A 26,659-nucleotide genomic window follows, 5' to 3' on the forward strand; every position below is an offset into this window, starting at 1 on the left:
GAAGAAAAGCGGAAATGCTCTAGACCCGTCCAGCCCGACGCGACAACACCCGCTCGACGGCGGAAAAGGCGTCGTAGATCAACACCGCGAGCACGGCGACGACCAGGCCGCCCTGCAGCACGAAGGCGAGATTGTTGGATTGCAGGCCAGCGATGATGACCTCGCCGAGCGTCTTGGCCGCCACCGTCGAGCCGATGGTGGCGGTGGCGAGGCTGATCGTCACCGAGAGACGGATGCCGGCGAGAATGACCGGCAGCGCCAGCGGGAGCTCCACCTTGATCAGCCGCTGCCAGGCCGTCATGCCGGTGCCGCGCGCGGCCTCGACGATGGCCGGCGGCAGGGTGGAGAGGCCCGTCATGGCATTCTCGAAGATCGGCAGCAGGCCGTAGAGGAACAGCGCGATCAGCGTCGGCTTCTCGCCGAAACCGACGGCGGGAACGGCGAGCGCCAGCACCGCGACGGGCGGAAAGGTCTGGCCGATATTCACCAGGCTGCGCGACAGCGGCAGGAATTCCGCGCCGATCGGCCTTGTAACGAGAATGGCAAGCCCGACGGCGACGATGGTCGCGGCGAGCGTCGCGGTGAAGACCGTCGCGAGATGCGAGAGCGTCAGCGACAGCAGGCTGCCCTGGTTATAGACCGCCGGGGCATTGGCCTGCACGAGCGGCTTCAGCAACGGCTCGAACAGCATGGGCTGCAAGAGGAAGGCGATCAGGATCACCAGCACCGCCAGACGCAGAAGATTGGGCAGGAGCCGCTTCATTGCGGCCTCGCGGCACGGCGCGTCAGGGAGGCGAGCGTCACGCGGCCGAGCGGCGCGCCATCCGCGCCGACGACCGGCAGGGCCTGCCGGCCGGACCAGAGCAGCGCGGAAAGCGCATCGCGCTGGCTGAGCGCTGCGGCGATCGGTTCACCGTCCGCCTCGCCGGCCTCCGCGGCATCGGCGACGGTGCCGATCGACAGCAGCCGGAACGGGCGCTCGCCGGCGCCGATCAGTGTCTCGACGAAATCGGTCGCCGGGTTCACCAGCATGTCCTGGGGCGCGGCATATTGCACGATCTTGCCCTTGTCCATGACGGCGATCTTGTCGGCGAGATGGAAGGCCTCCTCCATATCATGCGTGACGAGCACGATGGTCGTGCCGAAATGTTTCTGGATCGCCAGCAGGTCCTCCTGCGCCTTCGCCCGGATGACCGGGTCCAGCGCGCCAAAAGGTTCGTCCATCAGCAGGATGTTCGGCTCTGCCGCAAGCGCACGGGCCACCCCGACGCGCTGCTGCTGGCCGCCGGAAAGCTCGTGCGGATAACGCGGGCCGAAGGCGGCGGGGTCGAGTTGGAACAGCGTCAGCAGTTCCTTGACCTTGGCGTCGATGCGGGATTTGTCCCAGCCGAGCAGCGTCGGCACCGTGGCGATGTTTTCCGCGACGGTGCGATGCGGGAAGAGGCCATGGCCCTGGATGGCATAGCCGATGCGGCGGCGCAGCTCGTAGCCGGGGATCGCGCTGTTCGGCTCGCCGTCGATCAGGATCTTTCCCGACGTCGGCTCGACGAGGCGGTTGATCATGCGCATCAGCGTCGTCTTGCCGGAGCCGGACGTGCCGACGATGACGGTGATCGTGCGCGGCGCGATCGTCATCGAGACCGTGTCGACGACGGTCGTCTCGCCGTAACGCTTGGTGATGGTGTCGATCTCGATCATGCGGCCCTGCCGGGTTTGTTGCTGGAAAGTTCGGTCGCGGCATCGAGAACGATGGCGGCGGCGAAGGCGAGCGCGACGGTCGGCACCGCGCCGAGCAGCACGAGGTCCATGGCCGTCTGGCCGATACCCTGGAAGACGAAGACGCCGAACCCGCCGCCGCCGATCAGCGCCGCAATCGTCGCAAGCCCGATATTCTGCACGAGCACGATGCGGATGCCGGTGAGGATGACCGGGAAGGCGAGCGGCAGTTCGACGCCGAAGAGCCGCTGGCGATCCGTCATGCCGATGCCGCGCGCGGCATCGTTGGCGTCCCGCGGCACGCCGGCAAGGCCGACCACCGTATTGGCGACGACCGGCAGCAGCGAATAGAGAAAGAGCGCGACGAAAGCGGGCGCTGCGCCGATGCCGCGAATGCCGATTGCCGCGGCGCCGGGCACATTGAGCGCGATCCAGCCGAGCGGCGCGATCAGCAGGCCGAACAGCGCGATCGACGGGATCGTCTGGATGATGTTCAGCACATTGAGCACGCCGGCCCGCAGCGCCTCGACGCGGTGGCAGAGGATGCCGAGCGGCAGGCCGACGAGCACTGCCGCCGCCAGCGAGCCGAGCGCCAGCACGACATGCCGGCTCGCCTCCAGCCAGAAGGTTTCGGCGCGGCTGCCATATTCCTTGAGGATCGACAGGCCATCCCAGACACCGGACATCAGCAGTGCTGCGGCAGCCGCAGCGACGGCGGCGAGCAGCGCGACCCGGGCAAGCGGCGAGAGTTTCAGCCGCGCCAGCGCATCGGTGGTCACCAGGGCGAAGGCGAAGCTCGTGAGCCAGAAGCCCGAGGCCGGCGAGACGCGGGCATAGGTATTTTCCGGTGGCGTCAGGTGGCCGGCGGCAAGGCCGATGAGGATGGCCAACGCAAGCAGCGCGACAAGGCCGAGCACCAGCCGGAAGAGGGTCGGCGTCTTCGCCACAATGAGGACGACGGCGACGACAGCAAAGGCGAGGAACGCGGCACCCAGCCCCGCGGGAAGCGCCTCGATGATCGACCGCGCCTCGCCGGGCACGATGCGGTTTGCGCGAAAATTGGCGAACGGCGCCAGAAACGCGCCATAGGCCAGCAATGCGGCGATCACCACGCCGAGCTTGTCGATCCTGAACCGCATGCGCACCTTTCGGGGAGAGACGTCCTCCGCCCGGCCGGGCGGAGGACAAGCGAGCTTACTTGATGAAGCCGTTCTTCTTCAGGAAGTCCTCGGCAACGGCCTTGGCCGGCTCGCCGCCGACCTGGACGCGGCCGTTAAGATCCTGCAGCGTCACGAGATCGAGCTTTTCGAAGACGGGCTTCAGGATTTCCTCGATCTGCGGATTGGCCTTCAGCACCTCCTCGCGGATGATCGGCGACGGCTGGTAGACCGGCTGCACGCCCTTGTCGTCTTCCAGAACGACGAGGCCCGACGGCGCGATGCCGCCATCCGTGCCGTAGACCATCGCGGCATTGGCATTGTTGGTCTGGTTTGCGGCGGCGGCGATCGTGGCAGCCGTGTCACCGCCCGAAAGCGTGATCAGCTGTTCCGGCTTCAGCGTGAAGGCATAGGTCGTCTGGAAGGCCGGAAGGGCCGCAGCCGAGTTCACGAATTCGGAGGAGGCCGCGAGCACCACCTGGCCACCACCGGCGACATATTTGCCGAAGTCGGTGAGCGTCACGAGCTTGTTCGGCTCGGCCACATCCTTGCGCAGCGCGATCGCCCAGGTGTTGTTGGCCGGCGACGGCGTCAGCCAGACGATCTTGTTGGCGTCGAAATCGAGCGTCTTGGCGAGCTCATAGGCCTTGGCCGCATCCTTCCAGGCCGGGTCGTCGGCCTTCTCGAAGAAGAAGGCCGCGTTGCCGGTATATTCCGGGTAGATGTCGATCTCGCCCGCGATGATCGCCTGGCGCACGACCGGGGTCGCACCAAGCTGCACGCGGTCCGTCGTCTCGATGCCGTTGGCATTCAGCACCGCGAGGATGATGTTGCCGAGCACACCGCCCTCGGTGTCGATCTTCGACGAGACGACGACCTGGGCCTGGGCGGCACCAGCCATGAGGCCGAGGGCCAGAGCGGCTCCGATGAATTTGACTGCAGGGCGCATGAGAAAACCTTTCGTTCTGTGCGGGAACCCGGAGTGGCATTCAGACCACGTTTGGGAACGCTCGTCCGGGCAAAGCATTTCATATATGGCAGTGAATCGCAAAAAATAGACCGCGCCAGCGAGACTTTGCACGACGTTTGTTGCCGCGTTCAAAGCGCTTTCAAGATTGTGCGACGAGAACGGTTTTGGCAACAGAAACGCGTTGCAATTGCCGGTCGCATCCGACACTCTTCGCGAAGGCCCGCTCCCATTTTCAAAGACCGTATTTCATCACCTTGCCGGGGAAACATCCCGGGCCGATGTCCGGCGCAGATTTCATGAGGGGACACATGAGCATCTATATTCTTGCCTTGCTGATCGGCGTGGTGGCGGGGCTTCGGGCGATGACGGCACCGGCCGCCGTCAGCATCGGCGCCACACTCGGCTGGCTGCCGGTTTCCGGCACCTGGGCGGCCTTCATGGGCTATCGCTTCACGCCCTATATCTTCGGCATCCTGGCGCTGGTCGAATTCGTCACCGACCAGTTGCCGAGCACGCCGAGCCGCAAGGTACCGCAGCAATTCGGCGCACGCATCGTCAGCGGCGCCTTCTGCGGCGCGGTCATCGGCACGGCCGGCGGCGCGCTGATCGGCGGCCTCGTTGCCGGCGTCATCGGCGCGGTCATCGGCACGCTCGGCGGCGCGGAAGCCCGCCAGCGCCTCGTGGCTGCCACCGGCGGCAGGGACCTGCCGATCGCGCTCTTGGAAGATGCCGTCGCCGTGCTGCTCGGTCTCTTCGTCGTCTCGTCGGTCGTCTGATGCGCACGTTCGACGCCATCATCATCGGCGCAGGCCAGGCCGGCCCGTCGCTTGCCGGCCGGCTGACGGCTGCCGGCAAGACGGTCGCCCTCATCGAGCGAAAACTCGTCGGCGGCACCTGCGTCAACACCGGGTGCATGCCGACCAAGGCCATGGTCGCCAGCGCTTACGCCGCCCACCTCGCCCGCCGCGGCGCCGAGTATGGCGTGGTGACGGGGGATATCTCGATCGACTTCGCCAAGGTCATGGCCCGCAAGGACAAGGTGCGTTTCGATGCCCGCAAGGGCAACGAGGACTGGCTGATGGGCATGGAGGGCCTCACCTTCATCCGTGGCCATGCGCGTTTCGAAAGCCCGACCGAGATCCGCGTCGGCGACGAGCTGCTGTCGGCGAAACAGATCTTCCTCAATGTCGGCGGCCGGGCCGTGGTGCCGGATTTCCCGGGCGTCGGTGATGTGCCCTATCTCGACAATGTGTCGATGATGGACCTGGCCGAGGTGCCGAAACACCTGGTCGTCATCGGCGGCAGTTATATCGGGCTGGAATTCGCCCAGATGTTCCGCCGTTTCGGCTCGGAGGTCACGGTCGTCGAGAAAGGCCCGCGGCTGATCGCCCGCGAGGACGAGGACGTCAGCGCCGCCGTGCGCGACATTCTCGAACGCGAGGGCATCCATATCCGCACCGGGGCGGAATGCATCCGTTTCTTCCGGCAGGAGGATGGCGTCGGGGTGGGCGTCGATTGCACGGCCGGCCCGCCGGAGATCGTCGGCTCGCACATCCTGCTTGCAACCGGCCGGCGGCCGAACACCGACGATCTCGGCCTCGACAAGGCGGGTGTCGCGGTGGACAAACGCGGCTACATCACCGTCGGCGAGCGGCTCGAAACCAACGTGCCCGGCATCTTCGCCATGGGCGACTGCAACGGCCGCGGCGCCTTCACCCACACGGCCTATAACGACTTCGAAATCGTCGCCGCCAACCTGCTCGACAACGAGCCGCGCAAGGTCTCGGATCGCATCCAGACCTACGCGCTCTACATCGACCCGCCGCTCGGCCGCGCCGGCATGAGCGAGGCGGAGGCACGCAAGACCGGCCGCAAGCTGCTCGTCGGCACCCGCCCGATGACACGGGTCGGCCGCGCCAAGGAGAAGGGCGAAACCCTCGGCTTCATGAAGGTGATCGCCGATGCCGAGACCAAGGAAATCCTCGGCGCCTCCCTCCTCGGCACCGGCTGCGACGAGGCGGTGCAGAGCATCCTGGACGTCATGTATGCGGGCAAGCCCTACACGACGATCACGCATGCGGTGCATATCCACCCGACGGTGGCGGAGCTGATTCCGACGGTGTTCGGGGACATGCAGCCGGTGGAATGAAAAAAGCCCGGGGTCGCTCCCGGGCTTTTTACGTTTGTGAGGGGCAGCGCCGAGGCTACTTCCTGATCGTCAGCGCCGGGTTATGGGCGAAGAAGTTGTGCGGCATGATATGCACCGTCTTCCACTCCGTCGACATGACCGGCCAGTCTTCCATGCGCGGAATGTGGTGGAAGCCGGCGGAGAACCAGGTGACGATGTCCTTGCCCATCAGGCTCTGGTCCTTCTTCACCCATTCGGCGAGCGTATCGGAGCCATCGCTCTGCATGGCGAACTTGCCGCCGGCATAACGCTGTTCCGGATCGTAGACCGTGTTCCACACCGAATATTCGATATAGGCGTTGCGCTTCATCGGCGGGTCGTTCTCGAAGTCGAACGGACCATAGGACACGTCGCCGTGGTGGATCATGTAGCCCGGCTCATGGCCGAGATAGCCTTCACGCGACGGGTCGGAAATGTGGAAGTAGCGCGGCTGCGAGGACGAAAGCTTGTAGCGCGCTTCCATTTCCGTCATCGGCATCTTGTGCTCGACCGTCCACATCGACTTGCGCGGGCTCGACGCATCGAGCTTCGCCGGCACGATATCCATCGTCGAAAAATGGTTGATCGGCTGGTCGACGTCGAAGTCGATGCGGAAGTTGAAGTAGTGGTCATGGTTGGCGGCGACCAGGTTCGGCGCGATCAGCGTGCCATAGGCCGTGTCCGCCTTGGCCGTCGCGTCCTTCATCGAGGTGGAGGCAACGCCCTTCACTGCATCGAGGCCGGTGGCGCCGACATAGATGTTGACCTGGCCGTTCTGCTGCAGGCGGTAGTCGATCAGGTAGTCATAGTTGCCGACTTCCGAGGCCGTGCGCACCACGAGTTCCGTTGCCGGGCGGCCTTCCGCCGGCACCGGGTTTTCCGGCGTCTGCGCGAAGACTTCGAAATGGCGCCATGCGGGATCGCCGATATTGCGCTCGAAGACGCAGATCGCATCAGGAATGACGAGCGGCGCGCCCTTGTCGTCGGCAATCGTCGCCGGCAGGAAGGTCGCGTGCGAGGGGCAATCGATACCGGCGCGCAAGGGGCTCAGGAACAGGCCGAAACCATATTCCCCGCTGTCCATGTACGTGCGCCAGTACCAGCCTTCCGTCGGGTCCATATAGGGCACGAAGACTTCGGAAAGATGCGCCTGGTAGATGACCGATCGCCAGGTGCCGGCATCGTTGACATCGAGATTGGAGACGACGAGGCCGGGGCGCTTGTCGACGCGGAAGTTGAAGCGCCACATGTCCCATTCGATATGGCTGCCATCGATCTTGTAGTTCGGGCCGCCTTCCTGCACGAGCTTGACAGGCTTGGTTTCCGGCCTGAGCGGCAGGCGCTTGGCGACCTCCTCTTCCGTATAACCCCAGCCATCCTTCGGCCCTTCGACGACGCCCGTATCGATGACGCGCAGCACTTCCTTCTTGCCGATATCGTAGACGGCGAAGAGGCCTTCGACCGGCTTGGCATAGAAATTGGAGCCTTCCGGCACCTGGTAACACGGCACCTTCATCAGGCGGGAATTCTGGTATTCCTCCGTGAAGAAGTTGCCGCCGGTCAGCGGCAGGCAGAAGGCCTGTTCCGGCTTCAGGCCACGCTTGGCAAGCCCCGCCACCATGTCCGGATGGCCGAGCGCGCCTTCCAGCGCATTCATGAACTCGGTGAAAAGCACCATCGGCTGGCCGGCCGTCTTGGCGTTGCTCTCGACCGTGCCCTTGGTGATGTTGACGACCGCCTCGCTGAACCCCTCGGCGCTGGTGAAATAGACCGTCGCCTTCCGGTCGAGGCTATCGCCTTCCTTCCACGCCAGCACGTCGGCCTTAGCGGGCTCCTTCAGCTCGATCAGCGGATAGAGCGTGTTGTCGTCCGCGACCTTCTCACCGCGCAGGATCTGGTTGATCTTCTGGTATTCCTCGGCCGTCAGCCCGTCGAGCGGATGCGCGGCCGCGGCACCGGCGGCAAGGCCGAGCGCCAGCGCCGTCGAGGCCAGGTGTTTGAAAAGTCTCATGATCGTTCCCTCTTCTTGCTTGGTTCTGTCAGGCGAAGACCACCTGGATATCGGTGTATTCGGCAAGCCCCTCTTCGGCGAACTCGACGCCGATGCCGGAGGCCTTCACGCCGCCGAAGGGCGCATTCGGCTGGATGGCGCCGTGTTTGTTGATCCAGACGGAGCCGCAGGCGAGCCGGCTCGCGACCTTCTTCGCCGCCGCAATATCCGAGGACCAGACGGAGCCGCCGAGCCCGTTCGGGCTGTCATTGGCAAGCCGGATCGCCTCCTCAACATCGGAGTAGCGGATGATCGGCAGCGCCGGGCCGAACTGCTCCTCGTCGACCAGCGCATCGCCGTTGCGAAGGCCGGAAACGATGGTGGGCGGGAAGAACAGGCCCTCGCCCGGCTCGCCACCGAGCAGCACCTTGCCGCGCCCCTTGGCATCCGCGACGAGGCGCGAAACCTTGTCGAACTGCATACGGTTCTGGATCGGCCCCAAAATGCTTGCCTCCTCCATGCCGTTGCCGACCGGGATCGCCTTCGCATAGGCGACGAGCGCATCGCAGACGGCGTCATGAATCGAGTCGTGTACATAGAGCCGCTTCATCGCCGCGCAGGTCTGGCCGTTGTTGATGAAGGCGCCCCAGAACAGGCCCTCGGCGATCTGCTGCGGATCGGCATCCGGCAGCACGATGCCGGCATCGTTGCCGCCGAGTTCGAGCGTCAGCCGCTTCATGGTCTCGGCGGCGGACTGCATGACCTTCTGCCCCGTGGCGCAGGAGCCGGTGAAGACGATCTTGCGGATATCCGGATGCGCCGACATGGCACCGCCGAGATTGAACGCCTTGTCGTCACCGGTCACCACATTGACGACACCCGGCGGCAGCACCTCGTTCATGATCTCGACGAGGCGCAGCGTCGAAAGCGGCGTATAGGGCGAGGGTTTCACGACGACCGTATTGCCGGTGCGCAGCGCCGGAAGAATGTGCCAGACGGCAATCATCACCGGGAAATTCCACGGCGTGATGGAGCCGACGACGCCGAGCGGCTTGCGCGTGAGCTCGATCCGGCCCTGCTCGTTGTCCTGCAATACCTTGACGGGGATCGAGAGCCCGGTCGTGTAACCGGCCCAGGCGACGGCGCCGCCGATCTCCCAGCGCGAACCGAGCCCGTTCAGCGGCTTGCCCTGCTCCAGCGTGATGATCTCGGCGAGTTCCGCCGCATGCTCCTCGATCTTCGCCGTCACGGCGGCGCAGGCGGCCTGCAAGGCCTCGTCGCTCTGCGCCGACCACGTCACGAACGCTGCCTTGGCGACGGCGACGGCGGCATCGAGTTCCGCTCCGCCCATGTTCGGCGCGCGGCCGACTTCCTCGCCCGTCGCCGGGTTCAGCACGGCAAAGTCCGAGCCGACACTGGCCGGCTTGCCGCCAATCGTTGCCTTGAATTCCATCATTTCCGCCTCCTCCAAGGAACGGCCCACCTCCGGCGGGCACATCTGGTGGCAGAGAATAGGCGTTGGCGGGGCGTCAGACTTGGACGGTGCCGTCCCGCCTTTTGGACAAAAGCGTCAATGGCAGCGCGCGACCGCACCCGGCGTCGTGCCGTATTTCTTGCGGAACTCGCGGTAGAAATAGGAAAGGTCGTTGAAGCCGCAATCGAAGGCGACGGCCGTCACCCCTTCGGCCGGCTGATCCCCCTTGCGGGTGGAAAGCCGCGCATGGGCAAGCTCCAGCCGGCGGTTCAGCAGCCGGTGCCCGGGCGTCTCGCCGAGCGGCCGGAAATGCCGCTGCAAGGTGCGCTCCGGCACGTTGAGGCGAGAGGCCAGTTCGCGCGGGCCGAAAGCCGGGTCCGCACGGTGGCGATCGATCATCGCAAGCGCTCGTGACAGCAGCGTCTCGGCCGGGCTGGCGGCGCCCATCACGCGCGTCGAATGCAGGTAGGCGCCCATCAGGCAGAGGAACGCTTCGCCAAGCTGCGCCTGCGCGCCCTCCTCCATCAGCATCTTGGCGATGACGGCACGCATGGCGAGCCAGAGCGGATCATCACGCGAGATCGAAAGCCCGCCGGTGCAGGCATTGCCGAAGCGGTGCACCATCTCGTCGCGCGGAATGTGCAGCGACACCTGGTTCGAGCGCTCGCCGCGATAGAGGAAGGTCGAGGGTTTGACGGAATCGACGAGGAACATGTCGCCGGGCGAGAGCTCCGCGACATGATCGCCCTGCTCGACGCGACACTGGCCGGCATCCTGCACCAGCAGGAAGAAATATTCGCCGGGGTCCTGCCGGATAGAGCGGGTGTTGCGCGCCACCTCGGAGGCATCGAGCGCCACGATCGCCGTATCGAACGGCCCGACGCGCCGCGTGGTGACGTCGCCATTGACGACACCGCCCCGCCGCATCGGCTCCAGGTCGAAGGAGCCGCAGACCCGGCGGATCTCGGCCTCCAGAATTTCCACCGCCACCGGCTTGTGTCCCGGCGTCATCAGCGACTGCATCGCGCCCTCCCCGGCTCCAGCAGAATGCCCACACTCCCAAACTATCTCATCACAGTCCGCAGCGCTTGCCTATCGTTCTCTATTTCGCAAGCGCTGAAAAACTGCCGGCTTCCGCCGCCCGGCGCAGGCCTGCGCAAGGTGGATCGGCAAGGCCGTCCGAAGCGAGCCGGTCGAGCACCGCCACAACCTCGGAAAGCCCACGCGCTTCGGCATAATGCATCGGCCCGCCGCGCCAGCGCGGAAAACCATAGCCGTGGATTTTCACGAGATCGATGTCGGCCGCGCGCAGCGCCACGCGCTCCTCCAGAATGCGCGTCGCCTCGTTGACCATCGGCAGCAAGATGGCGTCGGCGATATCGGCCTCGTTCCACACGCGCTGCGGCTGGCCCGCCGCCTCTTCGGCGATGATCGCCGCCACCGCTTCCGACGGTTGTGGCGCACGGTCGCCCGGCTGATAATCGTACCAGCCGCCGCTGGATTTCTGGCCGAAACGCTCGATGGCGCAAAGCCGTTCGGCAACGGGCGCGAAGGGCGTTTCACCGCGTGCGCGGGCGGCCTTGCGCTGGAAGGCGGCGATGTCGAGACCGCCGAGATCTTGCGCCTCGAACGGCCCCATCGGCAGGCCGAAGGCGCGCATGGCGGCGTCGACGGCAGAGGGCGTCGCGCCGGAAAGCAGCAGCCGCTCGGCCTGCGCGCGTGTGACCTTCAGGATGCGGTTGCCGATAAAGCCATCGCAGATGCCGGCGCGGACGGGGATTTTTCCCAGGAGGCGGACGAGCGCGAAGCCGGTTGCCAGAACGTCCAGTGCCGTCGTTTCCGTCGGTACGATCTCCAGCAGCTTCATGATATGTGCCGGGCTGAAGAAATGCAGGCCGAGGAAGCGTTCGGGATGGCTTACGCCTTCGCTGATCGCATTCGGATCGAGATAGGAAGTGTTGGTGGCCAGCACCGCATCCGGCCGGCAGACCGACGAGAGTTTTTCGAAGACGGCGCGCTTGACGGCGAGGTCCTCGAACACCGCCTCTATCACGAGATCCGTATCGGCCAGCAGGCCATAATCGTCACCACCGGTGACGCTGGCCATGCGCTCATCAGCGACCGCCTGCGTCATACGCCCGCGCTTCACCGACCCCTCGTAGATGGCCCGCACATTGGCAAGCCCGCGCTCGACCGCCGCCGCATCCCGCTCGATGAGAACCACAGGCAAGCCGGCGTCGCGCAGCGCGGCTGCGATACCCGCGCCCATCGTCCCGCCACCGATGACCGCCGCAGAGCGGGTGTCGCGCGGCGTGACCCCGGCAAGCTCCGGCGGGCGCGGCGCGGCACGCTCGGCGAAGAAGACATGGCGCAGCGCCGCCGCCTGTTTGGAACCGCGCAAATCCAAAAAGGTCTCGCGCTCGAAGGCCATGGCATCGTCAAAATCCGTTTCGCTCGCCTTGCGCACGGAAGCGAGCGCCCTGAGCGGCGCAATTTCGCGCCTGGCCTTGGCGGCGACCGCCTTCTCCGCGCTTTCCCAGAAACCCGCTTCGACCGGCGGCACCTCGCGGCTGGAGATCGGTTGCGGCAAGGGTTTTTCCGCCACGTCCCCGGCGAAGGCGATCGCGCCGGCCCTGAGATCGCCGTCAAGAACCGCATCGATGAGGCCGAGCCCTTCGGCCTTCCTGGCGCCGACCGGGCTGCCGCCCGTCACAAGATCGACGGCCGCTGCGGGGCCGATCAGCCGCGGCAGGCGCACCGTGCCACCGGCACCAGGAATGATACCGAGCTTCACTTCCGGCAGGCCGAGGCTGGCGGAGGCAATCGCCACGCGATAGGCGCAGCCGAGCGCCACTTCCAGCCCGCCGCCAAGCGCGCTGCCATGGATCGCCGCGACCCAGGGCTTTTTCGCCGCCTCGATGCGCGCGACCACATCCGGCAGATGCGGCGGCTGCGGCGGCTTGCCGAATTCGCTGACATCCGCCCCCGCGATGAAGGTGCGTCCGGCGCAGATGAGCACGACGGCCTTGACCGTCGCGTCCGCATCCAGCTCTGCAACCGCCTCGACGAGCGCCTGCCGCAGCGCCTGCGACAGGGCGTTGACGGGCGGGTTGTCGACGGTGACGACGGCGATGGCGTTTTCGCGGGCGATGGTGACGGTCATGGTGTCATATTCCCAGGTAAGCGGCGCGGATGCGTTCGTCCGCGATCAGTGCGGCGGCGGGGCCGGCCATGGTGATGCGCCCCGTCTCCATGACATAACCGCGATCGGCGACCGAAAGCGCGCCAAAAGCGTTCTGCTCGACGAGAAGCACGGTGACGTCGAGCGCCTTCAGGCTCTTCACCACGTCAAAGATCTGCGCGACGAGGATGGGGGCGAGGCCCATGCTCGGCTCGTCGAGCAGCAGGCAGGAGGGGCGCGCCATCAGCGCGCGGGCAATTGCCAGCATCTGCTGCTGGCCGCCGGAAAGGCCACCCGCCGCAAGGTTCTTCTTCTCCTTGAGGATCGGGAACATGGCGAAGGCGTCCTGCATGTCGCGCTCCACCTTGTCATCGGCGAAGAGGTAAGCGCCGAGCCGGAGATTTTCCTCCACCGTCAGGTTGGTGAAGATCTGCCGTCCCTCCGGCGACTGGGCGAGGCCACGCCGCACGCGGGCATGCGCCGGCACGGTCGTCAGCGCCTCGCCACGGAAGACGATGGAGCCCGAAGACACCGGCTGGATGCCGGAGAGGCATTTCAGCAAGGTCGTTTTGCCCGCGCCGTTCGCGCCGACCACGGTGACGATCTCGCCGGAGGCGACGTCGAGATCGATGCCGTGCAGCACCTCGATGCGGCCGTAGCGTGAACGCAGTCCCTCAACCGTCAGCATTCTGGACCTCCGTCGCCTGGGCGCCGAGATAGGCTTCGATGACGCGCGGATTGCGCGAGATCGCCGCGGGTTCGCCCTCTGCGATTTTCTCACCGTGATCGAGCACCACGATATGGTTGGAAATGCGCATGACCATCTTCATGTCATGCTCCACCAGCAGGATCGACACGCCCTCGGCCGCGACCTTGGCGATCAGATGATCGATCTCCTCCGTCTCGACGGCATTGCAGCCGGCGGCGGGCTCATCGAGCAACAGCACGCGCGGTTTCAGCGCCAGCGCACGCGCAATCTCCAGCCGCTTCAGCGCGCCGTATGAGAGCGAGCCCGCCTCCTGCTCGGCAGCACGGCCGAGGCCTACGCGGTCGAGCAGCGTGCGGGCGCTGTCCTCCGATGCCTTGCTGCGGCGGCGCGCGGCGGGCAGCGAGAAGAGGTCGGCGAAGACCGAGCCGCGCTCGTGCAGGTGATGGCCGGCGACGGCGTTTTCGAGCACGCTCATCGACTGGAAGATCTGCAAATTCTGGAAGGTGCGCGAAAGGCCGCGCCGCGCCAGAAGGTGCGGCGGTATGCGGGTGACGTCCTCGCCATCCAGCACGACGCGGCCACGCGCCGGGGCATAGACGCCGGAGATCATGTTGAACAGCGTCGTCTTGCCGGCGCCGTTCGGGCCGATGACGGAGACGATCTCGCCGGGTTTCAAGGAGAAGCCGACATCGTGGACGGCGCGCAGGCCGCCGAAATCGATGCCCAAACCTTCGATCTGAAGCAGGCTCATTCTGCTCTCCCCCGGATGCGGCGCGCGATGGAGGGCAACAGGCCCGCGCGCATGAAGATCATGACCAGCATCATCACGAGGCCGAGCATGAGCTGTTCATATTGCTGGAAGACCGTCAGAACCTGCGGCAGCGTCGTGAGGATCGCCGCCCCCAGGATGGCGCCGAGCACCGAACCGGCGCCGCCGAGCACCGCCATGGTGACCATCTCAATCGAATGCATGAAGCCCGCGACGTCAGGCGTGATGAACTTGTTCTGCAATGCCAGGAGCGAGCCGGACACAGAGGCATAGACCGCGGAGATGACGAAGGCGACGAGCTTGTAATGCGCGACATCGACGCCGACCGTGCGGGCGGCGACCTCCGACCCATGCAGCGCACGCAGCGCCCGGCCGGTCGGGCTGTGGTAGAGATTGAGCGCCAGCCAGGCGCCGATCACCAGCACGAGGCCGGAGAAGGCATACCAGAATTCGGTGTTCGACAGGTCGATGCCGATGGCCTTCAGCACGGCGCGCAGGCCCAGTTCCGGCACCGCCATGCCATCCGGCCCGCCGGTCAACTGCGCCTCGTTCGAGAGCACCATGGAAACGAGGATGCCGAAGCCGAGGCTGGCCACGGCGAGATAATAGCCCTTGAGCCGCAGGATCGGCCGGCCGACGAGGAAGGCGATGGCGGCGGAGAGAAGCGCGCCGAGCACGGCGGCAAGCGCCGGATGCAGGCCGAGATGCACGGGCGCCAGCGCGCAGGCATAGGCGCCGATGCCGGCGAAACCGGCGTGGCCGAGGCTGATCTGACCGGCATAGCCGATGAGGATGACGAGGCCCGTCACCGCCAGGCCGTTGACGAAGATCAGCGAGCCGACACGGAAATAATAGGACGACGGAAAGAACACCGGCGCGATCGCGATGACCGCTGCGAGGATGAGGAGCGTGGTTGCCTTGCTGGAGAGCCGCATGGTCACACCCGATCCGTCGACTTGCGGCCGAACAGGCCCTGCGGCATGGCGAAGAGCACCGCGAGAATGACGACGAACGCGGCCGCGTCCTTATACTGCGAGCTGATATAGCCGGCCGTCATCGCCTCAAGAATGCCGAGCAGCAGGCCGCCGACCAGCGCGCCCTTGGGGTTACCCATGCCGCCGAGCATGGCGGCGGCAAACCCTTTGAGCGCCAGCGCGAGGCCGACATCGTAGCTCGTCAGCGTGATCGGCGTCACCAGCACGCCAGCGAGCGCCCCGATGGCGGCGGACATGGCGAAGGAGAGCGTCATCACATAATTCGTGTTGATGCCGACGAGCTGCGCGGCGACGCGGTTGTTCGCCGTCGCCAGCACGGCGCGGCCGATCAGCGTGCGCGTGAAGAACAGCCAGAGACAGACGAAGACGGCGAGCGCGCCGGCGATGACCCACAGGCTCTGCGGCAGGATGGTCGCGCCGCCGATGAGGATCGGCTGGTCGCCGGAGAAGGCCGGGAAGCGATGGATCTGCTTGTCGAAGACGAGCTGCGTCGCGCCGCGAATGAAGATGGAAGCACCGATAGTGATGATGATGAGCGAGACGACCGGCGCGCCGCGCGCGGGCTCGATGGCGAGCTTGTTGAGCGCCACGCCGATGCCCGCCGTCACGATGATGGCGATGAGTGCGGCAAGCGGCAGCGGCAGGCCGGCGGCATGCGCGAAGAAGGTGATCATGCCGCCGAGCATGACGAACTCGCCCTGGGCGAAGTTCACGACGTCGGAAGCGTTGTAGATGATCGTGAAGCCGAGGGCGACCAGCGCATAGACCGCGCCGACCGTGATCCCGGACAGAAGGAATTGCAGGAGTTCGGGCATGGATGCCTCCGCGGTCCGCGCGATGGTTCCGCCGGCCGCACCATCGTGCAGGCCGGTGGCACGAGAGGATTATTCGACGATCTTCCAGCCGCCCTTTTCGATCTGCAGCATGCGGAACGCCGAGAGATCGAGGCCGAGGTGATCCTCCGCCGACATGGTCACCGTGCCCGTCGTGCCGACGAGGCCGGACGTGCCTTCGATCGCATCGCGGATCGCCGACGGCTCGGCGCTGCCCGCCCGCTTGATCGCATCGACGAGGATGCGCAGCGCATCATGGGCATAACCGCCGAAGGTCGAGACCGGCTTGCCGGTCGCCTTCTCATAGGCTTCCTTATAGGCGACGACCACGGCGCGCTGCGGGTCGCTTTCCGGCAGCAGGCCGGCGACGAGCAGCGCCGTGCCCGGCAGGCGAACGCCTTCCGCGGCCTCGGCCCCGGCAAGCTCGATGAAACCATCCGAAGCGACGCCATGCGACTGGTAGAGCGGCAGGCCGACGGCAAGCTGGGCATAGTTGCGCGTGACGATCGCCGGCCCCTGGCCGAAGCCCGGGTTCAGCACGGCCTGGATGCCCTCCTTGCCCTTGATGTTGGTGAGCTGCGGCGTCATGTCGGCGTCGGTCGGGCCATAGGTCTCGTCAGCCAGAACCTCGATGCCGTAGTCGCCGATGATCGCGAGGCACTGCTTGTGCATCGAGGCGCCAAAACCGTCGGAGCCGGAGATCATGCCGATGTTGCTGATGCCGGCCTTCTTCATGTCTTCGAAGATTTTCGCACAGGCCATGCGGTCCGTGTGCGGCGTCTTGAAGGTATAGGGTTTGACGGGATCGATGATCTCGATGGCGCCGGCAAGCGAGATGAAGGGCACTTCCGCATCTTCGAAGACCGGGATGATGGCCATGGAGGTGCCGGTCGTCGTGCCGCCGATCACGGCGACCACTTCGTCGTCCTCGACGAGGCGGGTGGCGAAGGTGCGCGCCTTGTTCGGGTCGCCGCCGTCGTCATAGATGACGAGTTCCAGCTTCTCGCCGTTGACGCCGCCGGCCGCATTGATCTCCTCGACCAGCATCTTCAGCGTTTTCGCCTCCGGATCGCCGAGGAAGGAGGCGGGGCCGGTTTCGGAAATGGTGGCGCCGATCTTGATATCGGCAAGGGCCGGCGCGGCAAGGCCGAGCACGAGAGCAAGCGCAGTTGTGGTGAGCGAAAGTTTCATGTCGGTTTCTCCTCCCAACAAAGACAAAGGTTTACGCCGCCGCGGGGCGACGCCACATCACCACGCGGAACCGGTTGGCGACGAAAGCCGCATCCGTCAGGCTGGCATTGCCCGCGGGGTTCGCACCGGTGACGTGGAAATCGCTGAAGGCGGCGCTCTGGTTCACATAGATGCCGCCGGTCAGGTTGACCGAAAGATTGACGCCCGCCGTTGCGAAACGATCGGCGGCGGCGAGGATATGCGCCTCGTCCGTCTCGTAGAGGGCAGCAGTAATGGCGCCCTTGCGCTCGGCGAGGTCAGCGGCGCGGTTCACACCGTCGGTCACGTCATCGACCGCGACGACGAAGGCTATCGGCCCGAAACGCTCCTCCCCATAGGCCTCCGCATCCGCCGCATCGACGGCGAGGATCAGCGGGGTCGCGGTGCGCGCATCGTCCAGGCCTTCCACGGACCCCGAGTCGCGCACGATGCGGCCAAGCGGCCGGCTCGTGGCAATGCGGGCGAGCGTCGCCGGGTTGGCGATGGCCCCGCAGACGCCGGCGGCGCGCGCCGGATCGGCCAACAAGCCATCGACTGCAGCGGCGATTCCGGCCGCGACCTCGTTAAAACTCTTGTGGCCCTCATCCGTCTCGATGCCGCCGCGGGGCACGAAAATATCCTGCGGCGCGGTGCACATCTGACCGCTATAGAGCGACAGCGAAAAGGCGATGTTGCCGCACATGCCGGCGAAATTGTCGGTGGCGCCGATCACGATGGAATTGACGCCGGCTTCCTCCGTATAGACATCGGCGCCGCCGGCGTTTTCACGCACCCAGCTGCCAAAGCTGTTGGAGCCAGTGTAGTCGACGATGGCGACCGCCGGATGCTGCACGAGGTCCTTGGTGATTTCGGCACTGGGCGCATCGGCGGCGAGCAGCACGATATCGGCGGCAAAACCCTCCTCCACCAGCACCTGTCGGGCGATCTCGACGGTGATGGCGAGCGGCAGGATCGCGGCCGGATGCGGCTTGACGATGACGGTGTTGCCGGTGGCAAGGCTGGCGAAAAGGCCGGGATAGCTGTTCCAGGTCGGGAAGGTGTTGCAGCCGATGACAAGCGAAACGCCGCGCGGCAGGATACGCCAGTGTTTTTCCATGACGATCGGCTCGCCCCTGCCCTGCGGCTTGGTCCAGGTCGCCTGCGCCGGTATGCGACTCATCTCGGCATAGGCATAGGCCACGGCTTCGAGGCCGCGGTCCTGTGCATGCGGCCCGCCAGCCTGAAAGGCCATGGCGAAGGCCTGGCCGGTTGTGTGCATGACGGCATTCGCCATCTCGAAACTGCGGGCATTGAGGCGGGCAAGGATTTCGAGACAGATGCCGGTGCGCACCTCCGGCGCGGCGGCGGCCCATTGCGGCGCGGCGGCGCGCGAGGCCATGATCAGCATGTCGGCGGAAGCGGCGGGATAGGTGGTGCCGAGGGACGATCCGTAAGGCGAGACTTCCGCACCGACCATGCCTTCCGACGGATGGTCGGGCAGCTCGAAGGCTTTGCCGAGCCGCGCCTCATAGGCAGCGAGGCCGTCGTCCTTGGCGGTCTCGCCATAGATCTTGCCGCTCGGGACTTCGGGATAGGCGGACCAGAAGTCACGCTTGACGGCGGCAGCAAGGGCCGCTTGCAGCGTCGGGCGATGGCGCTCGAAAAGTCCGGTCATCTCTGGCTCCTCCCAGTCAGTGCTTTTATAATTGACTGACCGGTCGGTTTATGCAAGAGTTTTTTTACGGTCGCCGCTGGGAAGGGCGACAGGGAGGAAAAATGTCTCAATCCGACACCATTCTGTCGGCGCTCGCCGATGGCGTCCTCAGCCTCACGCTGAACCGCCCGGACAAGCTCAACGCCTTCAACGAAGAGATGCACCTTGCACTGCGCGCCGGCTTCGAGCAGGCGCATGCGGACGAGAGCGTGCGCGCCGTGCTGCTGACCGGCGCCGGCCGCGGGTTTTGCGCAGGCCAGGATCTTGGCGACCGCGACCCGAAGAAGGGCGTACCCGACCTCGGCCACACGATCGAGACCTATTACAATCCCCTGCTGCGCCTCATCCGCAGCCTCGAAAAGCCGGTGATCTGCGCCGTCAACGGCGTCGCCGCCGGGGCCGGCGCCAACATCGCCTTTGCCTGCGACATCACGCTCGCCGCCAGCTCCGCCCGCTTCATCCAGGCCTTCGCCAAGATCGGCCTCGTGCCGGATTCCGGCGGCACCTGGAGCCTGCCGCGCCTCATCGGCGAGGCCCGCGCCAAGGCGCTGACGCTGACCGCCGAACCGCTAGGCGCCGATACCGCCGCCGACTGGGGCCTCATCTGGCGTGCCGTCGACGACGACAAGCTGATGGAAGAGGCAACCGCACTCGCCACCCGCCTCGCCGCGGGCCCGACCCGCGGCCTCGGCATGACGAAGCGCGCCATCCAGGCCGCCGCCACGAATTCGCTCGACGAACAGCTCGACCTTGAACGCGACCTGCAACGCGAGGCCGGCCGCAGCGCCGACTATGCGGAAGGCGTCTCCGCCTTCCTCGAAAAGCGCAAGCCGGAGTTCAAGGGCAAATGAGCGCCGCCGGCCTTTCCCCGCAGGCGCTGGCCGAAGCCTGCGCAAAAGCCATGTGGGACGACGACAACGCCACCCGCCATCTCGGCATGGAGCTCGTCTCCGTCGCCCCCGGCGAGGCGACGATCACCATGACGATTGCGCAAACCATGACCAACGGCCACGGCACCTGCCATGGCGGCTACATGTTCACGCTGGCGGATTCCGCCTTTGCCTTTGCCTGCAACACCTACAACCAGCGCACCGTCGCCCAGCACTGTTCGGTAACGTTCCTCGCACCGGCTTTCCGGGGCGACCGGCTGACGGCGACGGCGCGGGAAGTGTCGCGCCGCGGGCGGGGCGGCATCTACGATATCCGCATCACCAATCAGGAGGGCGAGCACGTCGCGGAATTCCGCGGCCACTCGCGAACAGTCAAGGGCACCCATCTGCCGGAGTGAGGCAGACCATCCCGCATTCTCGGAGGAGATTTCCATGGAAGACCTGTCCCCCCGCCCCGGCGAGCTCGAAGCCATCGAGACGGCGTCGCGCGACGAGATTTCCGCGCTGCAGCTTGAGCGCATGAAATGGTCGCTGACCCACGCCTACGAGAATTCCCCCTTCTACCGTCAGCGCTTCGACGAGGCCGGCGCACACCCCTCCGACCTCAAGACCCTGTCGGACCTCGCGAAATTCCCCTTCACCACCAAGAAGGACCTGCGCGACACCTATCCCTTCGGCATGTTCGCCGTGCCGCGCGAAAAGCTCGCCCGCATCCACGCCTCCTCCGGCACGACCGGCAAGCCGACCGTCGTCGGCTACACGGCCAAGGACATCGACACCTGGGCGACCGTCGTCGCCCGCTCGATCCGCGCTTCGGGCGGCCGGGCCGGCGATATCGTGCATGTCGCCTATGGCTACGGCCTCTTCACCGGCGGCCTCGGCGCGCACTATGGCGCAGAGAAGCTCGGCTGCACCGTGGTGCCGATTTCCGGCGGCATGACGGAGCGCCAGGTCACGCTGATGCAGGATTTCAAGCCGCGCATCATCATGGTCACCCCCTCCTACATGCTCTCCATCCTCGACGAATTCCGCAAGCATGGCATCGACCCGCGCGAAAGCTCGCTCGCGGTCGGCATTTTCGGCGCCGAGCCCTGGACGAACGCTATGCGCGAAGAGATCGAGCAGGCCTTCGACATGCACGCCGTCGACATCTACGGGCTTTCGGAAGTCATGGGTCCGGGCGTCGCCAACGAATGCGTCGAGACGAAGGACGGGCTGCACATCTGGGAAGACCATTTCTACCCCGAGATCATCGACCCTGTGACGGGCGACGTGCTGCCGGATGGCGAGATGGGCGAACTGGTCTTCACCACGCTCACCAAGGAAGGCCTGCCCATCATCCGCTACCGCACGCGCGACCTGACGCGGCTCCTGCCCGGCACCGCCCGCGCCATGCGCCGCATGGAAAAGATCACCGGCCGCTCCGACGACATGATGATCCTGCGCGGTGTCAACGTCTTCCCGACACAGATCGAGGAGCAGATCCTGAAATGTCGCGGGCTGGCACCGCATTTCCAGATCGAGCTGACCCGCACCGGCCGTATGGACAATATGACGGTCCATGTCGAATGTACGCTGGACGCGACCGACGAAGGCGCGCGGGCGGGATCGGCCAAGGAACTCGCCCACCACATCAAGAGCGTGGTCGGCGTCTCCACCAAGATCCTCGTGCACGAGCCGGGCGGCGTGGCGCGCTCCGAGGGCAAGGCAAAACGTGTGGTCGATAACCGCCCGAAAGAATGAAACGCCGGGATAGCCCGGCACCGGCTTGACTGTGTATAGGAAGGGCGGCCGCCCTTCCCGCGACCCAATCAGCCTGGAATAAGCAGAGCAGGACGACATGGCACGCACGCGCGCAGTGGATTTCGAGGAAAAACAGCGGGGCATTCTGTCGAGTGCCGCGGCGGTCTTCGCCGAGATGGGCATGGAGAAGGCCTCCATGTCGCTGATCGCCTCGCACAGCAACGTCTCCAAGGCCCTGCTCTACCACTATTACCCGAGCAAGGACGCGCTGATCTTCGACATCGTGCGCACGCACCTTTCGGAACTGGAAAGCGCAATCGAAGCCGCCGACCGCCCCGACGTCGCGCCGCAGGAGCGGCTGCGCCTGCTAGTCAAGGCCGTGCTGGCGAATTACGAGGGCCGCGACAACGAGCACAAGGTTCAGCTCAACGGCACCAGCGCGTTGTCCGAAGCGCAACTCGCCGAATTGCAGGCGATCGAGCGGCAGATCGTGAAACGCTTCTCCGGCGTCATCCGCGACATCAACCCGGACCTCAACAAGGACCGCCCGCTGCTGATGCCCGTCACCATGTCGCTCTTTGGCATGATGAACTGGGTCTACATGTGGTTCCGCCCGAACGGGCCGATCACGCGGGACGAATATGCGGATATCGCGACGACGCTGATCCTTGAGGGCGTCAAGGCCGTTACGTAAGCCTTACCTAACCGTCCTCCGACCGCTCGACATCCTTGCCCGTCGCGGCGACCGATTCCAGCCGCTCTGCGAACTCGCGCCGCAGCGTGCGCCGCAACTCCGCCGCCTTGTAGCGCCGGATATCGACCGTGCTCTTCGGCTCCAGCTCCGGCACGCGCACCGGCCTCCCGGCCTCGTCGACCGCGACCATCGTGAAATAACAGGAATTGGTGTGACGGCGATGGCCGGTGCGGATGTTTTCCGCCTCGACGCGGATGCCGACCTCCATGGAGGTGCGCCCCGTATGGTTGATCGATGCGCGGAAGGTGACGAGTTCACCGACATTGATCGGTTCCTTGAACATCACCTGGTCGACCGAAAGCGTCACCGCATATTGCTGCGAAAAGCGCGACGCGCAGGAGAAAGCGACGCGATCGAGCAGGTTGAGCAGCGCGCCGCCGTGAACCTTTCCGGAAAAATTCGCCATGTCGGGCGTCATCAACACGGTCATTTCCAGGCGGCGCGGGTCCTGCTCGATCGGCGTCATGCGGTCACTCTCTCGTTTTGGCCACCATCGTCAGAACATCGTATTGCGCGACGGTGGCGCCCGTCTGGTTCGTCACGTTGCAATCCCAGCGCACTTCGCCGTGTTCGGCATTGGCGCGCGGATTGATCTCCTTGCAGGTGAGCTGCACCTTCAGCGTATCACCCGGATTGACCGGTGTCAGGAAGCGCAGGTTATCGACGCCGTAATTGGCGAGAACCGGGCCGGGCGCAGGATCGACGAAGAGGCCGGCGGCGAAGGAGACGATGAGATAGCCATGCGCCACGCGCCCGTCGAAGAACGGGTTCGCCTTGGCGGCTTCCTCGTCCATATGGGCGTAGAATGTATCGCCGGTGAAATTCGCGAAATGCTCGATATCGTCGAGCGTCACCGTGCGCGTCGCTGTGATGAGCTGGTCGCCGATCTTGAGCTCGGCCAGCGACTTGCGGAACGGGTGTTCGCCGCCCGCCCGCGCCTCGGCCCCCGGAAGCCAGCGGCCGGTGACGGCGGAAAGCAGGGTCGGCGCGCCCTGGATGGCGGTGCGCTGCATGTAGTGCTTGACGCCGCGCATGCCGCCCAGTTCCTCGCCGCCACCCGCGCGGCCGGGGCCGCCATGAACGAGGCCCGGCAGCGGCGAACCGTGACCGGTGGACGACTTGGCGCTGACGCGGTTGCCGATCATCACGCGGCCGTGGAACGGCGCAAGGCCCAGGACGACCTCTTCAGCAAAGGCCGGATCATTGGTGAAGACCGAGGCGACGAGGCTGCCCTTGCCGCGTCGGGCGAGGTCCACCGCTTCTTCCGCGGTGTCATAGGGCATCACGGTGCTGACCGGGCCAAAAGCCTCGACATCGTGGATAGCGCGGGCAGAACCCGGCTTGTCGCAATAGAGCAGCACCGGGTTGAGGAAGGCGCCGGCCGTCGAATCGCCGGATGTGATGCTCGGATTGTCCGGATTGCCGGCAACGATTTCCGCATCGGCGGAGAGATCGCGAATGCGGGCGCGAACCTCCTCGCGCTGGTCGAGGCTGGCGAGCGGACCCATGCGGACGGCCTCGTCCGCCGGATTGCCGAGCGCCGTCTTGCCGAGACGGGCGCGCAGGCTTTCGATGAGCGCCTCGCTAAAAGCGCGCGGCGCGATGACGCGGCGGATCGCGGTGCACTTCTGCCCCGCTTTCACCGTCATCTCGCGCGCGACTTCCTTGACGAAGAGGTCGAACTCCTCCGTGCCGGGCGCGGCGTCGAGGCCAAGCACGGCGGCATTGAGGCTGTCGGCCTCCATGGTGAAGCGCACGGAGTTTTCGACGATCGCCTTGTGCGTCTTGAGACGTTGGCCGGTCGAGGCCGATCCGGTGAAGGTCACGGCATCCTGGCCTTCGACATGGTCGAGCAGATCGCCGACCGAACCGCAGACGAGCTGCAAGGCACCTTCCGGCAAAATACGGGTTTCGACGATACGGCGAACCATGAGTTCGGTGAGATAGGCTGTCTGGCTCGCCGGCTTGACGATGGCCGGGACCCCGGCGAGCAGCGTCGGCGCCAGCTTTTCCAGCATGCCCCAGCAGGGGAAGTTGAAGGCGTTGATATGCACTGCTACGCCCTGTAACGGGCTCAGGATATGCTGCGCGGAAAAGGTGCCATCCTTGGAAAGCAGCTCCACATCGCCGTCAAGCAGCACGCGGGTGTTCGGCAATTCGCGCCGGCCCTTGGAAGCGTAGGACAGCAGCGTGCCGATACCGCCTTCGATGTCGACCCAGCTGTCGGCGCGGGTGGCGCCGGTGGCGGTCGAAAGCGCATAAAACTCTTCCTTCCGTTCCATCAGGGCCTGGCCGAGCGCCTTCAGCATGGCGGCACGTTCGTGGAAGGAGAGGCGCCGCAGCGCCGGGCCACCTTTTTCGCGGCCATAGGCGAGCGCCGCCTTGAAATCCACGCCGGTGGAATCGATGAAGGCCACCGGGGCGCCCGTCGAGGCATCCAGCAGCGGCACGCCTTCCTTCGCACCGGCGACCCAATGGCCGCCGACATAGCTTTCGAGCCGGCGCGGCCGGTTTGCCATGACATTCATCTCATTATCCTCTCACTTCAGTCCGAGCGCAGAAAGCTGCGCGTCGACCTCCGCCCGCCATTCGGCAAGCAGGGTCTCGTTGGGTGTGTGCCGCAGGCCGAAACGCGACTGCGTCTCGAAGCGGGCCGAGCCGGAATGGCCAAAACTGGCGGCGACGTGCGGATACCAGTAGGCGACGGAGGCCTTGGCCTTTGCGCGGCCTTCCACATCATCGACGATACGGATGAGGCCCGCGAGGCCGAGTTCCGCATGCCGCGTCTCGCGCGGCAGGATGGCGCGAAAAACCTCGGCGAGCGGCTGGTAGGAGACGCGCGACAATTCCTTGAGCTGCACGACGCTCGCCCGGCCCATCAGCACGTTCATGACCACGGCATCCACCCAGCCTTCCAGCGGATAGTGGAAGACGGAAAGGCGCATGTCGCCACCCTGTCGCGCCGCGCCGATATCCGCCTCGCGGGCGAGCCGCACGGCCCAGGGATGATGCACGGCATAACGCCCGCCATCCGCGCCAAAGGTTTCCATCACCCGCAGCACCTTGCCGGCGTGATCGGCCTTTTCCAGCACGATACGGGCGGCGGAGATGCGCTCCTGGATGCCCGGCGCATCGTTGATCGTATCGGCAAAACCAGCGGAACCCGCAAGCTCGCTGTCGACGAAACTCGCCATCAGGCGCAGCAGCTCGCCACGATAGCGCGGCGGCACATTGGCCGGCGACGACAGCACGCCGCCTTGCGCCAGATAATCCTCGATCGGCATCGTATCGGACATGCGCGTTCCCCTTACTGGTCGTAGCTGACGACGATGCGGTCGGTGAGCGGATAGCACTGGCAGGTCAGCACATAACCCTGGCGCACCTCGTAATCTTCCAGCGCGTGGTTGGTCTCCATCTCGACTTCACCTTCCAGAACCTTGGCGCGGCAGGTGGAACAGACACCGGCCTTGCAGGCGTAAGGCGCGTCCATGGCGTTTTCGAGCGCTGCGTCGAGCAGGCTCTGGCCGTGCTTGGGGAACTTGAAGATGCGGGTTGCGCCATCGAGCGTGACGGTCGCCTCGCAGGCGGCGGCGTGATCAGCACCGTTGACCTGCTCCACCTTGCGCTGCGCGCGCCCGGGCTGCGAGGAGGCGAAGAGTTCGAACTTGATCTGGTCGTCGCGCAGGCCGTGCTCGCGCAGCGCTGCGGCAATCGCCAGCATCATTGGCTCCGGGCCGCAGATGAAGGCCGTCGTCACCGACCTGGGGTCGATCCAGTTCTTGAACAGCGCCGCGCATTTCGCGCCATCGATGCGGCCGGTGAAGAGGTCGATATCCTGCGCCTCGCTCTCCAGCACATGCAGCACGGAGAGGCGGCCGAGATAGATGTTCTTCAGGTCCTCCAGCTCCTCGCGGAACATGATCGAGCTGATCTGCCGGTTGGCATAGACCAGCGTGAAGCGGGCGCGCGGCTCGCGCGACAGCACCGTCTTGATGATCGAGAGCACGGGCGTGATGCCGCTGCCGCCGGCAAAGCCGAGATAGTGTTTGGCCGTTTCGGGCTCCAGCGCCGTGAAGAAGGCGCCCATCGGCGGCATGGCTTCCAGCGTGTCGCCGGGCTTCAGGTTTTCGTTGACCCAGGTGGAGAAGCAGCCGCCATCGACGCGCTTGATGCCGACCTTCAGCACGCCTTCATCCTTGCCGGCGCAGATCGAGTAGGAGCGGCGCAGCTCCTCGTCCTCGAATTTGCGGCGGAAGGTCAGGTACTGGCCTTGCGTGAAATCGAAGACGGCGCGGTCCTCGTCGGCGGGCCTAAGCGTGACCACGACCGCATCGCGCGTCTCGCGGCGAACATCGGTTACGGTCAGGGGATGAAAACGTGCCATGCGT

Annotated in this window: 24 protein-coding genes; 6 read left to right on the plus strand and 18 right to left on the minus strand. The window is 65.7% G+C overall.

The genetic code is table 11. The features are described 5' to 3' along the window. Positions 1-19: 19 nt before the first annotated feature. From GB927_RS24595 to osmF, 4 genes are read right to left on the minus strand one after another with little or no spacing between them, the layout of a single operon-like run. Positions 20-763 carry an ABC transporter permease gene (locus tag GB927_RS24595; protein WP_256119865.1) on the minus strand — a complete coding sequence of 248 codons (744 nt, stop codon included), beginning with the start codon at positions 761-763 and terminating at the stop codon, positions 20-22. Beyond that, complete coding sequence (locus GB927_RS24600; protein WP_256119866.1) at positions 760-1,698, minus strand: ABC transporter ATP-binding protein; 939 nt, start codon at positions 1,696-1,698, stop codon at positions 760-762. Before GB927_RS24600 ends, GB927_RS24595 begins: the two co-directional genes overlap by 4 nt. Beyond that, the gene (locus GB927_RS24605; protein ID WP_256119867.1) at positions 1,695-2,855 is read right to left on the minus strand and encodes an ABC transporter permease; all 1,161 of its coding nucleotides are present in this window, start codon (positions 2,853-2,855) and stop codon (positions 1,695-1,697) included. The genes GB927_RS24600 and GB927_RS24605 overlap by 4 nt, the downstream gene beginning before the upstream one ends. A 55-nt stretch (positions 2,856-2,910) precedes the next feature. Next, positions 2,911-3,822 (minus strand): glycine betaine ABC transporter substrate-binding protein OsmF, encoded by a 912-nt coding sequence (gene osmF / locus GB927_RS24610; RefSeq protein WP_256119868.1) that lies wholly within the window; start codon positions 3,820-3,822, stop codon positions 2,911-2,913. Between the two features lie 329 nt (positions 3,823-4,151). Between osmF and GB927_RS24615 the strand changes: the two genes are divergently transcribed. Together GB927_RS24615 and GB927_RS24620 are read left to right on the plus strand one after the other, a co-directional pair. After that, positions 4,152-4,619: a DUF4126 domain-containing protein gene (locus tag GB927_RS24615; protein WP_256119930.1), complete on the plus strand. Its 468-nt coding sequence runs from the start codon at positions 4,152-4,154 to the stop codon at positions 4,617-4,619. Beyond that, complete coding sequence (locus GB927_RS24620; RefSeq protein WP_256119931.1) at positions 4,616-5,992, plus strand: FAD-containing oxidoreductase; 1,377 nt, start codon at positions 4,616-4,618, stop codon at positions 5,990-5,992. The genes GB927_RS24615 and GB927_RS24620 overlap by 4 nt, the downstream gene beginning before the upstream one ends. Positions 5,993-6,047: 55 nt before the next feature. Here GB927_RS24620 and GB927_RS24625 read toward each other — a convergent pair whose 3' ends face one another. From GB927_RS24625 to paaN, 10 genes are all read right to left on the minus strand, one after another. Continuing rightward, positions 6,048-8,021 carry a copper amine oxidase gene (locus GB927_RS24625; RefSeq protein WP_256119869.1) on the minus strand — a complete coding sequence of 658 codons (1,974 nt, stop codon included), beginning with the start codon at positions 8,019-8,021 and terminating at the stop codon, positions 6,048-6,050. A gap of 28 nt (positions 8,022-8,049) precedes the next feature. Beyond that, positions 8,050-9,456 (minus strand): aldehyde dehydrogenase family protein, encoded by a 1,407-nt coding sequence (locus GB927_RS24630; protein WP_256119870.1) that lies wholly within the window; start codon positions 9,454-9,456, stop codon positions 8,050-8,052. Positions 9,457-9,570: 114 nt separating this feature from the next. Then, the gene (locus tag GB927_RS24635; protein WP_256119871.1) at positions 9,571-10,497 is read right to left on the minus strand and encodes a helix-turn-helix domain-containing protein; all 927 of its coding nucleotides are present in this window, start codon (positions 10,495-10,497) and stop codon (positions 9,571-9,573) included. Between the two features lie 79 nt (positions 10,498-10,576). Beyond that, positions 10,577-12,637 carry a 3-hydroxyacyl-CoA dehydrogenase NAD-binding domain-containing protein gene (locus GB927_RS24640; RefSeq protein ID WP_256119872.1) on the minus strand — a complete coding sequence of 687 codons (2,061 nt, stop codon included), beginning with the start codon at positions 12,635-12,637 and terminating at the stop codon, positions 10,577-10,579. Positions 12,638-12,641: 4 nt separating this feature from the next. Continuing rightward, positions 12,642-13,343: an ABC transporter ATP-binding protein gene (locus tag GB927_RS24645; protein ID WP_256119874.1), complete on the minus strand. Its 702-nt coding sequence runs from the start codon at positions 13,341-13,343 to the stop codon at positions 12,642-12,644. Next, positions 13,330-14,115, minus strand: coding sequence for an ABC transporter ATP-binding protein (locus GB927_RS24650; RefSeq protein WP_256119876.1), 786 nt, complete (start codon positions 14,113-14,115; stop codon positions 13,330-13,332). The genes GB927_RS24645 and GB927_RS24650 overlap by 14 nt, the downstream gene beginning before the upstream one ends. Further along, positions 14,112-15,068, minus strand: coding sequence for a branched-chain amino acid ABC transporter permease (locus tag GB927_RS24655; RefSeq protein ID WP_256119877.1), 957 nt, complete (start codon positions 15,066-15,068; stop codon positions 14,112-14,114). The genes GB927_RS24650 and GB927_RS24655 overlap by 4 nt, the downstream gene beginning before the upstream one ends. 2 nt (positions 15,069-15,070) lie before the next feature. Then, positions 15,071-15,943 carry a branched-chain amino acid ABC transporter permease gene (locus tag GB927_RS24660; RefSeq protein ID WP_256119879.1) on the minus strand — a complete coding sequence of 291 codons (873 nt, stop codon included), beginning with the start codon at positions 15,941-15,943 and terminating at the stop codon, positions 15,071-15,073. 69 nt (positions 15,944-16,012) lie between these two features. Then, positions 16,013-17,152, minus strand: coding sequence for an ABC transporter substrate-binding protein (locus GB927_RS24665; RefSeq protein ID WP_256119880.1), 1,140 nt, complete (start codon positions 17,150-17,152; stop codon positions 16,013-16,015). A gap of 31 nt (positions 17,153-17,183) precedes the next feature. Next, entirely contained in the window at positions 17,184-18,845 is a 1,662-nt protein-coding gene (paaN, locus tag GB927_RS24670; RefSeq protein WP_256119881.1) for a phenylacetic acid degradation protein PaaN, read from the minus strand. A gap of 101 nt (positions 18,846-18,946) precedes the next feature. Between paaN and paaG the strand changes: the two genes are divergently transcribed. From paaG to GB927_RS24690, 4 genes are all read left to right on the plus strand, one after another. Next, complete coding sequence (gene paaG / locus GB927_RS24675) at positions 18,947-19,735, plus strand: 2-(1,2-epoxy-1,2-dihydrophenyl)acetyl-CoA isomerase PaaG (RefSeq protein ID WP_256119883.1); 789 nt, start codon at positions 18,947-18,949, stop codon at positions 19,733-19,735. Continuing rightward, positions 19,732-20,172, plus strand: coding sequence for a hydroxyphenylacetyl-CoA thioesterase PaaI (gene paaI / locus GB927_RS24680; RefSeq protein WP_256119885.1), 441 nt, complete (start codon positions 19,732-19,734; stop codon positions 20,170-20,172). Before paaG ends, paaI begins: the two co-directional genes overlap by 4 nt. 34 nt (positions 20,173-20,206) lie before the next feature. Further along, positions 20,207-21,517 carry a phenylacetate--CoA ligase PaaK gene (gene paaK, locus GB927_RS24685; RefSeq protein ID WP_256119886.1) on the plus strand — a complete coding sequence of 437 codons (1,311 nt, stop codon included), beginning with the start codon at positions 20,207-20,209 and terminating at the stop codon, positions 21,515-21,517. 97 nt (positions 21,518-21,614) lie between these two features. Beyond that, positions 21,615-22,211 carry a TetR/AcrR family transcriptional regulator gene (locus tag GB927_RS24690; protein WP_256119887.1) on the plus strand — a complete coding sequence of 199 codons (597 nt, stop codon included), beginning with the start codon at positions 21,615-21,617 and terminating at the stop codon, positions 22,209-22,211. Between the two features lie 7 nt (positions 22,212-22,218). On the opposite strand, the gene GB927_RS24695 is transcribed toward GB927_RS24690, so the two are convergent. From GB927_RS24695 to paaE, 4 genes are read right to left on the minus strand one after another with little or no spacing between them, the layout of a single operon-like run. Then, positions 22,219-22,737 carry an acyl-CoA thioesterase gene (locus GB927_RS24695; RefSeq protein WP_256119888.1) on the minus strand — a complete coding sequence of 173 codons (519 nt, stop codon included), beginning with the start codon at positions 22,735-22,737 and terminating at the stop codon, positions 22,219-22,221. A gap of 4 nt (positions 22,738-22,741) precedes the next feature. Further along, positions 22,742-24,799: a phenylacetic acid degradation bifunctional protein PaaZ gene (gene paaZ / locus GB927_RS24700; protein WP_256119890.1), complete on the minus strand. Its 2,058-nt coding sequence runs from the start codon at positions 24,797-24,799 to the stop codon at positions 22,742-22,744. A 12-nt stretch (positions 24,800-24,811) separates the two neighbouring features. After that, complete coding sequence (locus GB927_RS24705; RefSeq protein WP_256119892.1) at positions 24,812-25,567, minus strand: Phenylacetic acid catabolic protein; 756 nt, start codon at positions 25,565-25,567, stop codon at positions 24,812-24,814. Between the two features lie 11 nt (positions 25,568-25,578). Next, entirely contained in the window at positions 25,579-26,655 is a 1,077-nt protein-coding gene (paaE, locus tag GB927_RS24710) for a 1,2-phenylacetyl-CoA epoxidase subunit PaaE (RefSeq protein WP_256119893.1), read from the minus strand. Positions 26,656-26,659 lie beyond the last annotated feature (4 nt).

Source organism: Shinella lacus (assembly GCF_010994755.1).
GTDB lineage: Bacteria > Pseudomonadota > Alphaproteobacteria > Rhizobiales > Rhizobiaceae > Shinella > Shinella lacus.

Excerpts from the sequence above, each read along its gene's own strand:
- GB927_RS24595 (WP_256119865.1), bottom strand. The coding sequence starts at position 763 with ATGAAGCGGCTCCTGCCCAATCTTCTGCGTCTGGCGGTGCTGGTGATC.
- GB927_RS24600 (WP_256119866.1), bottom strand. The coding sequence starts at position 1,698 with ATGATCGAGATCGACACCATCACCAAGCGTTACGGCGAGACGACCGTC.
- GB927_RS24605 (WP_256119867.1), bottom strand. The coding sequence starts at position 2,855 with ATGCGGTTCAGGATCGACAAGCTCGGCGTGGTGATCGCCGCATTGCTG.
- osmF (WP_256119868.1), bottom strand. The coding sequence starts at position 3,822 with ATGCGCCCTGCAGTCAAATTCATCGGAGCCGCTCTGGCCCTCGGCCTC.
- GB927_RS24615 (WP_256119930.1), top strand. The coding sequence starts at position 4,152 with ATGAGCATCTATATTCTTGCCTTGCTGATCGGCGTGGTGGCGGGGCTT.
- GB927_RS24625 (WP_256119869.1), bottom strand. The coding sequence starts at position 8,021 with ATGAGACTTTTCAAACACCTGGCCTCGACGGCGCTGGCGCTCGGCCTT.
- GB927_RS24630 (WP_256119870.1), bottom strand. The coding sequence starts at position 9,456 with ATGATGGAATTCAAGGCAACGATTGGCGGCAAGCCGGCCAGTGTCGGC.
- GB927_RS24635 (WP_256119871.1), bottom strand. The coding sequence starts at position 10,497 with ATGCAGTCGCTGATGACGCCGGGACACAAGCCGGTGGCGGTGGAAATT.
- GB927_RS24640 (WP_256119872.1), bottom strand. The coding sequence starts at position 12,637 with ATGACCGTCACCATCGCCCGCGAAAACGCCATCGCCGTCGTCACCGTC.
- GB927_RS24645 (WP_256119874.1), bottom strand. The coding sequence starts at position 13,343 with ATGCTGACGGTTGAGGGACTGCGTTCACGCTACGGCCGCATCGAGGTG.
- GB927_RS24650 (WP_256119876.1), bottom strand. The coding sequence starts at position 14,115 with ATGAGCCTGCTTCAGATCGAAGGTTTGGGCATCGATTTCGGCGGCCTG.
- GB927_RS24655 (WP_256119877.1), bottom strand. The coding sequence starts at position 15,068 with ATGCGGCTCTCCAGCAAGGCAACCACGCTCCTCATCCTCGCAGCGGTC.
- GB927_RS24660 (WP_256119879.1), bottom strand. The coding sequence starts at position 15,943 with ATGCCCGAACTCCTGCAATTCCTTCTGTCCGGGATCACGGTCGGCGCG.
- GB927_RS24665 (WP_256119880.1), bottom strand. The coding sequence starts at position 17,152 with ATGAAACTTTCGCTCACCACAACTGCGCTTGCTCTCGTGCTCGGCCTT.
- paaN (WP_256119881.1), bottom strand. The coding sequence starts at position 18,845 with ATGACCGGACTTTTCGAGCGCCATCGCCCGACGCTGCAAGCGGCCCTT.
- paaG (WP_256119883.1), top strand. The coding sequence starts at position 18,947 with ATGTCTCAATCCGACACCATTCTGTCGGCGCTCGCCGATGGCGTCCTC.
- paaI (WP_256119885.1), top strand. The coding sequence starts at position 19,732 with ATGAGCGCCGCCGGCCTTTCCCCGCAGGCGCTGGCCGAAGCCTGCGCA.
- paaK (WP_256119886.1), top strand. The coding sequence starts at position 20,207 with ATGGAAGACCTGTCCCCCCGCCCCGGCGAGCTCGAAGCCATCGAGACG.
- GB927_RS24690 (WP_256119887.1), top strand. The coding sequence starts at position 21,615 with ATGGCACGCACGCGCGCAGTGGATTTCGAGGAAAAACAGCGGGGCATT.
- GB927_RS24695 (WP_256119888.1), bottom strand. The coding sequence starts at position 22,737 with ATGACGCCGATCGAGCAGGACCCGCGCCGCCTGGAAATGACCGTGTTG.
- paaZ (WP_256119890.1), bottom strand. The coding sequence starts at position 24,799 with ATGAATGTCATGGCAAACCGGCCGCGCCGGCTCGAAAGCTATGTCGGC.
- GB927_RS24705 (WP_256119892.1), bottom strand. The coding sequence starts at position 25,567 with ATGTCCGATACGATGCCGATCGAGGATTATCTGGCGCAAGGCGGCGTG.
- paaE (WP_256119893.1), bottom strand. The coding sequence starts at position 26,655 with ATGGCACGTTTTCATCCCCTGACCGTAACCGATGTTCGCCGCGAGACG.